The following is a 13,121-nucleotide window of genomic DNA, read 5'->3' on the forward strand; positions in this document are numbered from 1 at the left end:
CGGCACACGTCGTCCGAGACCCGATGAGAGGAACGACATGAAGGCTCCACTCTGGCAACCCTCCTCCGAGTCCATCGCTGCCACGCACATGGCGGCCCTGATGCGCCGCATCGAGGCCGAACATGGCGCGCAGCTCCGTGATTACGCTGACCTCCATGCCTGGAGCGTCGAACACCCCGATGACTTCTGGTCTCTGCTCTGGGACAGTTTCGAGATCGTCGCCGAGCACCGCGGGGAGTCGGTGCTCGAGGCTGCCGATGCCATGCCGGGGGCACGCTGGTTTCCCGAGGCTCGCCTCAACTTCGCCGCCAACCTGCTGCGGCGCCGCGACAAGGCACCGGCCCTGATCGCCCACGATGAGCGTGGACGCCGTCGCGAGCTGAGCCATGCCGAACTCTATCGACGCGTCGCCCGACTCGCCCGGGCGCTGCGCGACGACGGCGTTGAGCCGGGCGATCGGGTCGCCGGTTTCGTCCCCAACAGCGAGCACGCCGTAATCGCCATGCTGGCGACAGCAAGCCTCGGCGCCGTCTGGTCGTCCTGCTCGCCGGACTTCGGCTTTCAGGGCGTTCTCGACCGCTTCGGCCAGATCACTCCCCGGGTATTGATCGCCGCCGATGGCTACACCTGGAACGGCAAGCCCATCGATACCCGCCCTCGACTGGGCGAGATCGCCCGCGCCCTCGATGGGCTCGACAGCCTGGTGGTGTTCCCCTTCCTCGAGGAAAGCCCGTCGCTGGACGACATTCCCGGCGCAGTGGCCTGGGATGACTACCTCGACAATGACGCCGAGGAAATCGACTTCCTCCCGCGGCCCTTCGACCACCCGCTCTACATTCTCTACTCATCGGGCACCACCGGCACACCCAAGTGCATCGTCCACAGTGCCGGCGGCACCCTGCTCCAGCATCTCAAGGAACACCGCCTGCATACCGACCTGTCGGCCTCGGATACCCTCTTCTACTACACCACCTGCGGCTGGATGATGTGGAACTGGCTAGTGTCCGGACTGGCCAGTGGTGCGACCCTGGTACTGTTCGATGGCGCCGCCTTCGCTCCCGACACCGAGGTCCTGTGGCGAATCGCCGCCCGCGAAGGCATCACGGTATTCGGGACCAGCGCCCGCTACCTGGCCGCCTGCGAGAAAGAAGGGCTCGCCCCCGGGCGAGATCACGACCTGACATCGCTGCGCGCCATCCTCTCCACGGGCTCGGCGCTGTCTCACGAGTCCTTCGACTATGTCTACCGCGACATCAAGCACGACCTCTTGCTGGCTTCGATATCCGGCGGCACCGATATCGTTTCCTGCTTTGCCCTGGGGTGCCCGATACGCCCGGTCCACCGGGGCCAACTGCAATGCCGAGGTCTGGGCATGGCCGTGGACGTCTTCGACGACGACGGGCGACCGCTGCGCGGCGAAAAGGGCGAGCTCGTCTGCACCCGTCCCTTCCCCGCGATGCCGATCGGATTCTGGAACGACCCGGATGGCGAACGCTATCACGACGCCTATTTCGCTACCTTTCCCGGTATCTGGGCTCACGGCGATTACGCCGAGATCACCCCGGAGGATGGTGTGATCATCCACGGCCGCTCCGATGCCGTGCTTAACCCCGGTGGAGTCAGAATCGGTACCGCCGAGATCTATCGTCAGGTCGAGAAGGTCGAGGAGGTACTGGAGTCACTGTGCATCGGCCAGGAATGGGGCGACGATATCCGCGTGGTGCTGTTCGTACGGTTACGAGACGACCTGACCCTCGATGACGCCCTGCGCGACGAGATCCGGACGACCATTCGCGCCAATACCACCCCTCGACATGTGCCGGCCCGCATCATCCAGGTCGACGACCTGCCGCGCACGCTCTCGGGAAAGCTCGTCGAACTGGCAGTCCGCAACGTGGTCCATGGCCGCCCGGTCAAGAACCGCGAGGCCCTGGCCAACCCCGAGGCGTTGTCGCTGTTCGAGTCGTTGCCCGAGTTGCGCGACTGATCCGCCGTACCCCGGGGCAGGGCTATCGTCGTCAAGCGTTGTCGCTCGGGCTGCCCCAACGGCGATCGCCCTACCTCTCGGGGATCTCGCCTGGCGACCAGGCACATTCTCCATTAGCATTGCGGGCTGATGACGCTCATGGAGGTAACCGGCATGTCGACCCTGAAAGGGATCGTCAGCCTGCTGCTGCTGACTCTCAACACCCTGTTCTGGGCGATGCCGCTGGTCGCGCTCACCCTGCTCAAGCTCGTCACCCCGGGGCGCCCCTTGCGAAGGCGGGTACTCGCGGGGCTCAATGCCGTCGCCCGCTGGTGGCTGGACGTCAACCTCTGGTGGATGCGCCGCTGGCTGTCACCCCGTCTGGATCTTGAGCTGCCCGACGGTCTGAGTCGCGACGACTGGTGGCTGGTGCTTTCCAACCATCGCAGCTGGACCGATATCTTCGTGTTGCTGATGGCCCTGCATCGGCGCATCCCCATGCCGCACTTCTTCGTCAAGCGCCAGTTGATCTGGATCCCCGTCGTCGGACTGGCCTTCTGGGCCCTGGAGTTTCCGATGCTCAGGCGCCTGACCCGGGAACAACGCGAACGTCACCCTCACCTGGCGCGCCGCGATCGCGAAGCCACCGAGCGCATGTGTCGCCATGCCCGAGAGCGCCCCATCGCCATCTACAACTTCGTCGAAGGCACCCGGTTCACGCCTGCCAAGCATGCCGCCCGTCATAGCCCTTACCGGCACCTGCTCCCGCCCAGGGCCGGCGGCATCGCCCAGGTCGTCGGCTTGCTCGGCAACCGGCTCGGCGGCATCCTCGATGTCACCTTGAGCTACGATACCCCCGACCCGCACTTCTGGCGATTCCTGTGCGGCCAGGAGGGGCTCATCCACCTCCGGGCACGCCATCTCTCGGTGCCCGACTGGATGCAGACCGGCGACTATCACCAAGACTCGAACTACAAGGAACGCTTCCACTCATGGCTCAACGCCCTGTGGCAGGCAAAGGACGCCGCCCTCGATTCGCGCTGATACTGCTGTTCACCCTGTTGGCCGGCTGCGCCGGCCAGCCTTCGACATCGAACGACGCCAGCGACGCGACCCGCGGCGCCCATGCCGGCATCGCCGGCGAGTGGGTCTCCATCCGCCGCGGCGACACCCTGGGCAGCATTGCCCAGCGTGCCGAGGTCCCGCTCGTCAGGCTGCAACGCTTCAATCCGGGTATCGACCCGCGGGGACTGGCTGTCGGTCAACGCGTCCTCGTGCCCGGCCAACGAGAACGCGCTCCCTCCGGGGGCCCCTATCGCTATCAGATACGTCCCGGCGATACCTTTACCTCGGTGGCACGTCGCTTCGGCGCCGTCCCGGAGCGCGTGGTCGCGGCAAATGCCGGCGTCACCCCCACCGACCTCAAGGTCGGCCAATTGATCCAGGTCCCCCTTGGTGACACCGCTTCCTCGAGCGGCAGCACGGCATCGAACCCGCCACCCACGACGCCGGCTCGCCTGCCCGACCCCGGCACCATGCCCGATGACGCCAAGGGGTGGCCCTGGCCACTCGACGACTATGACGTGACGCGGCGTTTCGGCAAGGATGCCCACGGGACCCTGCAACCCATGTTGCTGGCCACCGGCGAGTCGGCGCGCGCCAAGGCCGTGGCCGATGGGCAAGTGCGTTTCGCCGACAGCATGCGCCAGCTCGGCCAGGTCGTCATCGTCCATCACCCGGGCAACTTGCAGAGCGTGTATGCCCGATGCGATCGGCTGTTCGTCGACAGCGGTCAGGACGTCGACCGCGGTACCCCGCTATGCGTCGTCGCAAAGGCCGACAGCGGTCGCCACGAGCTGCTGTTCGACATGCGCCACGGTGGCAAGCCGATGGACCCCCTCGAAGTACTGCGCTGAAGGCGGCCGCGTCATCGGCTCTTCATCTTGCTGTCGCCCGGCTGTCATCGACACCGGGCATGGTCGGTGCCAAAGGACGCCATTCCGGCGCCGGACGGCACGAGGATCGACATGCGCATCTGCCTGGTCAGCGAAACCTGGTCACCGGATATCAACGGTGTCGCCCATACCCTGAACCAATTGAGCGCCGAGCTGCTGAGGCGCAACGCGACCCTGCAGCTGGTACGCCCCGCCCCCGCCGGGCCGAAGCACCCGGCCGACGGCATGAGTGCCGAACTTCAGGTCAGGGGATTCTCGATGCCGGGGTATCGCGAGGTGCGTCTCGGCTTGCCGGCGGGCCGGCGCCTGCAGCGCTTCTGGACGGAAACGCGCCCCGACGTCATCTATGTGGCCACCGAGGGACCTCTGGGCTGGTCAGCACTGCGCACGGCCGAACGGCTCGACATCCCCGTCGTCAGTGGCTGGCACACCAACTTCGATCACTACTGCCGCGACTACGGCATCGGCTGGCTTTCACCACTGGTCACACGACGCCTGCGCCATTTCCACAATCGCTGTGCCGGCACCCTGGTGCCGACGCACCGACAGGCCTCGGAGCTGACCTCGAAGGGGTTCGAGAATGTCCGCGTCATGGCGCGAGGCATCGACGGCGAGGCCTTTTCGCCGGCACATCGCAGCCCCGACCTTCGCGAAAGCTGGCGCAGCGACGAGCACCGACCGGTAGCCCTCTACGTCGGCCGGCTGGCGCCGGAGAAGAACCTCGACCTGCTGCGCGATACCTTCGCCGCCATGCTGGCGGCCCGGCCCGAAATGAGCATCGTGGTGGTCGGTGATGGCCCGGGCCGAAGCAGCATGGAAAAAGCCCTGCCCGATGTCCACTTCACCGGTTTCATCGACCCGCAGAGCCTGGCTCGGCACTATGCCAGCGCCGATCTCTTCATCTTCCCGTCGATCTCCGAGACATGGGGCAATGTGGTGCTCGAGGCCATGGCCAGCGGCCTGGCCGTCATCGCCTTTCGCCATGCCGCCGGGGCCGAACTCATCAACGACGACATCAACGGCGTCAGCCTGACCGTCGGCGACGATGACGGCTTCCGTGACGCCGCCGTTGCCCTCAGCCAGCAGCCGGCACGCTACGCTCGGCTGGGCCGGGCGGCCCGTGAACGGGCGCTGCAATACCGTTGGCCCGCCATCACCGACGACTTCCTCGCCGCACTGAACCTCGCCCGGGAGGTGTCCGATGAGACCACGCACCCCTGCCGTGTTTGAACGGCTCGACCTGCTGGAATGGCAACTCTGCCAATGGATGGCCGGTTTCAGCATCTATCGACGTTGGCTGGCGACCTTGAGGCTGGCCAGCCGGGCCGGAGACTGGTCGCTCTGGGTGGGACTGATACTGCTGCAGCCCCTGTTCCATGACGGGCCGGCAGGCTGGCGCCTGATGGCCCAGTACGTCATCACGGCTCTGGCCGCCATCGCCTTCTATCGACTGGTCAAGACCCGGCTGTGTCGCGAGCGCCCTTTCATCACCTTTCGCACCATTGCCTGCAATGAACCGGCCCGGGACCGCTACAGCTTTCCCAGCGGTCATACCATGCATGCGGTCATGTTTCTGGCACTGACCGCCATGCATACTCCCTGGCTCGCCCCCTGGCTGCTGCCGATCGTTTCCTTGATCGCCATTTCACGCGTCGGACTCGGCCTGCACTACATCAGCGATGTCCTCGCCGGTGCCGCCATCGGTTACGCCTTTGCGATGGGTAGCCTGCACCTGGCCGGCTGAGGCACGCCGTGGCATGCTGAGCGCATGTCACGCTTGCTCCATGAAAGTGGCGGCGAGATCCTGCTGGATTCGCCGCCGCTGATCCGTCATGCGGCGTTGCTGGACGATGCCGATGCCACGACGGCCCTGCATCGTCTCGACGCCGACCTCGACTGGCAGTGTCCGACCCTGCGGCTGTATGGGCGCGAACACCCGATTCCCCGTCGGCAGGTCTGGATGGGCGATGCCGGCTATCGCTACTCGGGCCGGCATTTCTCGCCGGCCCCCTGGCATCCCGACGTGCTCGGTATTCGTGATGCCGTCCGGCGGCGTCTGGCCATCGGTGGCGTCAAGGCGCGCTTCAACAGCGTGCTGCTCAACCGGTACGCCGATGGCCAGGACCGCATGGGCTGGCACAGCGACAATGAGCCTGAACTCGGCGAATCTCCCTTGATCGCTGCCGTGAGCCTGGGCGCCGATCGTCCCCTGCGATTTCGCTGGAAGGACCGACATGCCCCGGCCTTCAATGTCGATCAGCCCCACGGCAGCCTGTTGCTGATGGGAGCCGGCGTACAGTCGCGGCTCGAACACAGCCTGCCCACCCGACGACACCGGGGGCTACGGATCAGCCTGACGTTCCGCTGGATCGACCCACCGGCGACGACGCGTACTTAGCGTTTCCTTAGCCCCATGGCGAATGACCCTCGCTTCGTCTTATCCCCGGCGCTCATTAGCATTGAACGCTTGAGAATACGCTCTTGGGCGCCATATTCGATCAATCCCGGATAAAAAAACGGCCACCCTCGAGGGCAGCCGTTCTGTTCGTCACCATTTCAATGGTAGATAACGGTATAATTCGCAGCCGCGATCATCAACCGCGATAATAGCCCGGCTTCACGAAGGGCATTCTGGTCACCGTCATCGGCAAGCGCTTGCCACGCACCTCCGCGTAGACGACGGTATCGATGGTCGACTGTTCGATCGCCACGTAGCCCATGGCCACTGGACGCCCGATGCTCGGACCGAAGCCACCGGAACACACGACACCGATCGCGTTGCCGTCGCCATCATACAGCTCCACCCCTTCCCTGACCGGGGCACGGCCCTCACCCAGCAGACCCACCCGCTTGCGCTGGTGATCCTTTTCGGCCACCTGATGCAGGATGAGATCGGCTCCGGGAAAACCACCGGGGCGTTCGCCCTCTCGACGACGCGGCTTGCCGATGGCCCATATCAGGCCGCCTTCCACCGGGGTCGTCGTGGTATCGATATCGTGACCGTAGAGACACAACCCGGCCTCGAGACGCAGAGAGTCCCGCGCGCCCAGACCGATCGCCTCGACCTCTTCCTCGGCCAGCAGACGCCGGGCCAGTGCATCGGTCTGCTCGGCAGGCACGGAAATCTCGAAACCATCCTCGCCGGTATAACCGCTGCGGCTGATCCATACCTCGACCCCGTCGAGAGTGAAGCGACCATGCTGCATGAACACCATCTCGACGGCCTCGGGACACAGTCGCTGCATCACCGATGCGGCTTCGGGCCCCTGCAAGGCCAGCAGACCGCGATCCAGCACCTCGATGTCGTGATCGGGCAGGCCACGACGCAGGTGGGCGATATCCTGCTCCTTGCAGGCGGCATTCACCACCAGATAAAGATGCTCGCCGGCATTGACGATCATCAGATCGTCGAGAATGCCGCCATCCTCGGCGGTGAACAGACCGTAACGCTGCCGGCCATCGGGCAACCCGACCAGATCTGCCGGAACCAGTGCTTCCAGTGCCTCGGCCGGTCTCGGCCCCCGCAGCAACACCTGCCCCATGTGAGAGACGTCGAACAACCCGCAGGCTCGGCGGGTATGCTCGTGTTCCTTCTTGACGCCGAGTTCGTATTGCACGGGCATCGAATATCCCGCGAAGGGGACCATTCGTGCTCCGAGCTCCATATGCAGATCGAAGAGCGGCGTCTTGCGTTGTTCGTTCATCGGTTCGCTAACCTTTCCCATGAAATCGAATGAGCATGGCCGGCATCTGCCGGCCATGTCATCACTTACTTATCGAGGTCTTCGCCGGGCAGGACTTCCTTGCCATCGAAGTAGTCCTTCGTCAGCTTGAAGACCACCGGTGACAACAGTGCCAGGGCGATCAGGTTGGGGATCGCCATCATGGCATTGAAGACGCTGGCCAGCAGCCACACGAAGCCGAGCGGCAACACGGAACCCACGAAGATCGCCAGGATGTAGACCACCCGATAGATCTTGATCGCTCCCACGCCGAACAGGTACTCGAAGCACTTCTCGCCGTAGAACGCCCAGCCCAGGATGGTCGTGAAGGCAAACACTGCGAGAGCGAAAGACACCACGTACTGCCCGACACCCGGGAGGGCATCATTGAAGGACATGGCCGTCAGTGCGGCCCCGGTCTCGCCGGAGGTCCAGGTCGTGGTCAGGATCGCCAGGGCGGTGATGGAACACACCACGATGGTGTCGATGAAGGTCCCCAGCATGGCGATCAGGCCCTGGCGCACCGGATTCTTGGTCTGTGCCGCCGCATGGGCGATGGGCGCGCTGCCCAGCCCCGCCTCGTTGGAGAACACACCGCGCGCGACACCGAACTGAATGGCCTTGGCCACTGCCGCACCGGCGAAGCCGCCCGCCGCGGAGATCGGGGTGAAGGCGTGCCCGAAGATCATGCCCAACGCCGCACCGACCTGGTCGGCATTGATGATCAGCACCAGCAGGCCACAGACGATATAGGCCACGGCCATCACCGGTACCAGTTTGCCTGCCACCTTGGCGATCCGCTTGATGCCACCGAGGATGACCGCGCCGGCCAGTACCATGATCACCAGACCGGTGATCCAGTGAGGCAGGCCAATCGACTCGCCGAGACCATCGGCCACCGAGTTGGACTGCACGGTATTGCCGATACCGAAGGCCGCCACGGCACCGAACAGCGCAAAGGCGCCACCGAGCCAGCCCCACTTCTTGCCGAGGCCATTGCGGATATAGTACATGGGGCCACCGACGTGATCGCCGGCCGCATCCACCTGGCGATAACGCACCGCCAGCACCGCTTCGGCAAACTTGGTCGCCATGCCGACCAGGGCGGTGATCCACATCCAGAAGACCGCGCCAGGCCCCCCCAGGAAGATGGCAGTCGCCACCCCGGCAATATTGCCGGTCCCGATGGTCGCCGACAGCGAGGTCATCAACGCGTTGAAAGGTGATACCTCACCATCTTTCTCGTCACCTGCGGCCGTCTGGCGACCGCCCCACAGGAGTTTGAAGCCCATCCCCAGCTTGCGGATGGGCAACAGCTTGAGCCCCAGTTGCAGATAGAGGCCGACCCCCAGCAACAACACCAGCATCAAGGGGCCCCATACGACGCCTTCGATCGCCGTCAAGATATTGGTCAAGGTTTCCACGTTTCGTCTCCCTAAGATTCTTGTTATGCACCAACGTGCATGGCTTTCATGGGCAGCCTGGGCCGCGATGATACGAACAGGCGTACCATAGCGAATCCTTCCGTTGGCGCTCCAGTCTCCTATTGGAAAATCTCGGGATTTCTCCCCGACACAGAACAAAGTATAGTCATCGACCCGCCGGATCTCGCACCTCGGCCGTCTCGAAGCGTCTCTGCCCGAGCTCCCTCGAGCGCGGCTACCGGCCAGACAAAGAAACTATTTTCTTATAGGAAACATCGAGCACTGTAGCGACCGTTCCCGGGCCGGGCAAGTGCAGCATGCTCCGATACTATCCGGGACTACGGGTTCTTTCGGCCGCTCCCCCCGAGCCACCGAACGAGACACCGCCCCCTCGCGGCTAGCCTCTTTCACCGTAAGAAACGGCCGAGCAAGGCAAGCACGGGCCGACTTTCATGGGCATTTCCCCGGGGGTTTTCTAAGATGGGGATGGGCGTGTTCCACGCAGCACGGATATCGACGCCTTAGGGGCTCGCCAAATGGCTCCGATGGCGTTAGGATTTCACCCAACTCAGAAAATCTTTTTCGTATAGGAAAATATCATGAGCTCTATTCCCCCCAATCTGCGCTACGCCGAGAGCCACGAGTGGATTCAGGACAATGGCGACGGGACGGTGACCATCGGCATCACCGATCATGCCCAGCAGTCCCTGGGTGATGTGGTGTTCGTCGAATTGCCCGAAGTCGGCGCGTCGCTCGCCAAGGGCGACGAGTTCGGCGTGGTCGAATCTGTCAAGGCCGCTTCGGACCTGTACGCGCCGATATCCGGCGAAGTGATCGAGGTCAACGAAGCCCTCGAAGACGCTCCCGAGGCCATCAACGAATCGCCCTACGAAGACGCCTGGATCATGAAGGTGCGCCTCGAGGACGGCACCGACCTGGACGACCTCCTCGACGCCGAAGCCTATCAGGCCATCGCTGCCGCCGAAGAGTGATCCCGCTCGGCCCGGTCGAAACCGACCGGGCCCTGCCCTTTCCTTCCTGTCCGGCACTCGGGTGCCACCACGTCATCTATAGGTATGTCATGGCTTTCGACAATCGCCGCCTGGCCGATCTGGCCAACCACGATGCCTTCCTCCAGCGCCACAACGGCCCCGACGCCGACGATGTGGCCGCCATGCTGGAAACGCTGGATATCGACGGCATGGCCAGTCTCATCGATCGTACCGTTCCGGCAGGCATCCGCCTGGGACGCGAGCTGGACCTGGATCCGCCACGCAGCGAAGCCGAAGCCCTGGATTACCTCTACCGACTGGCACGCCAGAATCGAGTGGCCAAGAGCTATATCGGTCAGGGGTATTACGACACCCTGCTGCCGGCAGTGATTCAGCGCAACGTGCTCGAGAACCCTGGCTGGTACACTGCCTATACCCCCTATCAGCCGGAGATATCTCAAGGACGCCTGGAAGGCCTGTTGAACTTCCAGCAGATGGTCATGGACCTCACCGGCATGAGCCTGGCCAATGCCTCACTGCTCGACGAAGCGACCGCCGCTGCCGAGGCCATGGCACTCTGCCGGCGCGCCAACAAGAAGGCCAAGACCAATGCCTTCTTCGTCGCCGAGGATGTCTTCCCGCAGACCCTGGACGTGGTTCGCACCCGGGCTCACTACTTCGGCTTCGAGCTGATCGTTGCCCCCGCCGAGCAACTGGCCGAGCACGATGTCTTCGGCGCCCTGCTGCAGTATCCGGGTGACAGCGGGCGCATCCGCGATCTCGCGCCCCTGCTGGACGCCGCCGGAGAGAGGGGCATCATGACCTGCGTGGCGGCCGATATCATGTCGCTGGTGCTGCTCAAGGAGCCCGGAGCGCTGGGCGCCGACATGGTAGTCGGCTCGGCGCAACGCTTCGGGGTTCCCATGGGCTTCGGCGGTCCTCACGCCGCCTTCTTCGCCACTTCGGACAAGCTCAAGCGCTCGATCCCCGGCCGCATCATCGGCGTCTCCCGGGACGAACGCGGACAGACCGCGCTGCGCATGGCCATGCAGACGCGAGAGCAGCACATCCGCCGCGAGAAGGCCACATCCAACATCTGTACCGCCCAGGCACTGTTGGCCAACATCGCCGGCTTCTACGCCGTCTATCACGGCGCCGAGGGCCTGCGCACCATCGCCGGACGCATCCACCGGCTGACCACCATCCTGGCCGAAGGCTTGCAACGCGCCGGTATCAACCTGGCCAGCGACAGCTGGTTCGATACCCTGCGCCTGACCGGCGTGGACGCCGGCAAGATCCACGGGCGCGCCATGGCTCAAGACGTCAATCTGCGCTACTTCGAGAACGGCGACGTCGGCCTAAGCCTCGATCAGACCACCACCGCGCATGATGTGGCACGGCTCTTCGATGTACTGCTCGGTGAAGAGCATGGCCTTTCCGTGTCGGTCCTGGACGCCGAGATCGTCGCCGCGGGCACCAGTGGCATTCCCGAGGCTTGCCAGCGTGACTCCGATTTCCTCACGCATCCGACCTTCCAGCGCTATCACAGCGAAACCGAGATGCTGCGCTATCTCAAGCGCCTGGAAAACAAGGACCTTTCGCTGGCGCATGCCATGATCCCGTTGGGCTCGTGCACCATGAAGCTCAACGCCACCGCCGAGATGATGCCCATCACCTGGCCCGAACTGGCCCGTATTCACCCCTTCGCGCCCAAGGACCAGGTGGCCGGCTACAAGCAGATCATCGACGAGCTGGCTGCCTTCCTGGAGGAAATCACCGGTTACGATCATATCGCCATGCAGCCCAACTCAGGCGCCCAGGGCGAGTATGCCGGCCTGGTGGCCATCCGCCGCTATCAGTCGGCCCAAGGCGAGGGACACCGGGATGTCTGTCTGATTCCCAGTTCCGCCCACGGTACCAACCCGGCCTCGGCGGCCATGGTCCATATGAAGGTCGTGGTGGTCGAATGCGATGCAGACGGCAACATCGACCTGGCCGACCTGCGCGCCAAGGCCGAACAGCATCGCGATGCACTCTCGGCAATCATGCTTACCTACCCGTCCACTCATGGGGTCTTCGAAGAGGAGGTGCGCGAAGCCTGCGAGATCGTTCATGAGCATGGCGGTCAGGTCTACATCGACGGTGCCAACATGAACGCCCAGGTGGGCCTGGCACGCCCCGGCGACTTCGGCGGTGACGTGTCCCACCTCAACCTCCACAAGACCTTCTGCATTCCCCATGGTGGAGGCGGACCCGGCATGGGCCCCATCGGCGTCAAGGCACATCTGGCCCCCCATGTCCCCAACCACAGCGTGCGTGGCCTGGAAGGCGTCGACGCCGATGCCGGGGCAGTGGCAGCAGCCCCCTTCGGCAGTGCCTCGATCCTGCCGATCTCCTGGGCCTACATCAAGATGATGGGAGCTCGCGGGCTTCGCGAGGCGACCGAGCTGGCCATCCTCGGCGCCAACTACATTGCGCATCGACTGGGCGAGCATTATCCGGTTCTCTACAAGGGAGCCAACGGCACCGTGGCCCACGAGTGCATCATCGATATCCGTCCGCTCAAGGCCGCTTCCGACATCAGCGAGGAGGATATCGCCAAGCGACTGATGGACTACGGCTTCCATGCCCCGACCATGTCCTTCCCGGTGCCCGGCACCCTGATGATCGAACCTACCGAGTCGGAATCGCGTTATGAGCTGGACCGCTTCTGCGATGCCATGATCGGTATCCGCGAGGAGATCGCCCGGGTCGAGTCGGGCGAATGGCCGGCGGACAACAATCCTCTGGTCAGGGCGCCGCACACCATGGCCGACCTGATGGAAGATGCCTGGGAGCGCCCCTATTCCCGTGAAACCGGCGCCTTCCCCTCCGCGGCCGTCAAGGCGGCCAAATACTGGCCGGCGGTCAACCGTGTCGACAATGTCCAGGGCGACCGTCAATTGATCTGCTCCTGCCCGAGCATCGACGCTTACCGAGACTGACCCCTCGAACGCACGACGCCCCGCTCATCGATCATGGCGGGGCGTCGTCGTTGCGGTCAAGGTGGCGAAACGACGGCC

10 protein-coding genes are annotated in these 13,121 nt (G+C 64.2%); 8 read left to right on the plus strand and 2 right to left on the minus strand.

What is annotated here, in order from left to right:
- Window positions 1-37: 37 nt before the first annotated feature.
- From RSO41_RS03760 to RSO41_RS03785, 6 genes are all read left to right on the plus strand, one after another.
- Window positions 38-1,987: an acetoacetate--CoA ligase gene (locus tag RSO41_RS03760; protein ID WP_315617737.1), complete on the plus strand. Its 1,950-nt coding sequence runs from the start codon at window positions 38-40 to the stop codon at window positions 1,985-1,987.
- A gap of 153 nt (window positions 1,988-2,140) precedes the next feature.
- A complete protein-coding gene (locus tag RSO41_RS03765) occupies window positions 2,141-3,010 on the plus strand; it encodes an acetyltransferase (protein ID WP_315617738.1) in 870 nt (289 codons plus the stop codon).
- Window positions 2,959-3,882 (plus strand): murein hydrolase activator EnvC family protein, encoded by a 924-nt coding sequence (locus tag RSO41_RS03770; protein ID WP_315617739.1) that lies wholly within the window; start codon window positions 2,959-2,961, stop codon window positions 3,880-3,882. Before RSO41_RS03765 ends, RSO41_RS03770 begins: the two co-directional genes overlap by 52 nt.
- Window positions 3,883-3,993: 111 nt before the next feature.
- Window positions 3,994-5,151: a glycosyltransferase family 1 protein gene (locus RSO41_RS03775; protein WP_315617740.1), complete on the plus strand. Its 1,158-nt coding sequence runs from the start codon at window positions 3,994-3,996 to the stop codon at window positions 5,149-5,151.
- On the plus strand, window positions 5,123-5,665 hold the full coding sequence (locus RSO41_RS03780; protein ID WP_315617741.1) for a phosphatase PAP2 family protein: 543 nt from the start codon (window positions 5,123-5,125) through the stop codon (window positions 5,663-5,665). The genes RSO41_RS03775 and RSO41_RS03780 overlap by 29 nt, the downstream gene beginning before the upstream one ends.
- 24 nt (window positions 5,666-5,689) lie before the next feature.
- Window positions 5,690-6,319, plus strand: a complete 630-nt coding sequence (locus RSO41_RS03785) for an alpha-ketoglutarate-dependent dioxygenase AlkB family protein (RefSeq protein ID WP_315617742.1) — start codon at window positions 5,690-5,692, stop codon at window positions 6,317-6,319.
- A gap of 196 nt (window positions 6,320-6,515) precedes the next feature.
- Here RSO41_RS03785 and gcvT read toward each other — a convergent pair whose 3' ends face one another.
- On the minus strand, window positions 6,516-7,625 hold the full coding sequence (gcvT, locus tag RSO41_RS03790; RefSeq protein WP_315617743.1) for a glycine cleavage system aminomethyltransferase GcvT: 1,110 nt from the start codon (window positions 7,623-7,625) through the stop codon (window positions 6,516-6,518).
- A 65-nt stretch (window positions 7,626-7,690) separates the two neighbouring features.
- Complete coding sequence (locus tag RSO41_RS03795) at window positions 7,691-9,067, minus strand: alanine/glycine:cation symporter family protein (protein WP_315617744.1); 1,377 nt, start codon at window positions 9,065-9,067, stop codon at window positions 7,691-7,693.
- A gap of 599 nt (window positions 9,068-9,666) precedes the next feature.
- Here RSO41_RS03795 and gcvH point away from each other — a divergent pair.
- Together gcvH and gcvP are read left to right on the plus strand one after the other, a co-directional pair.
- Window positions 9,667-10,059, plus strand: coding sequence for a glycine cleavage system protein GcvH (gene gcvH, locus RSO41_RS03800; RefSeq protein WP_315617745.1), 393 nt, complete (start codon window positions 9,667-9,669; stop codon window positions 10,057-10,059).
- A gap of 89 nt (window positions 10,060-10,148) precedes the next feature.
- Window positions 10,149-13,043, plus strand: coding sequence for an aminomethyl-transferring glycine dehydrogenase (gcvP, locus tag RSO41_RS03805; protein WP_315617746.1), 2,895 nt, complete (start codon window positions 10,149-10,151; stop codon window positions 13,041-13,043).
- Window positions 13,044-13,121: the final 78 nt, after the last annotated feature.

The organism is Halomonas sp. I1, assembly GCF_032334135.1.
GTDB lineage: Bacteria > Pseudomonadota > Gammaproteobacteria > Pseudomonadales > Halomonadaceae > Halomonas.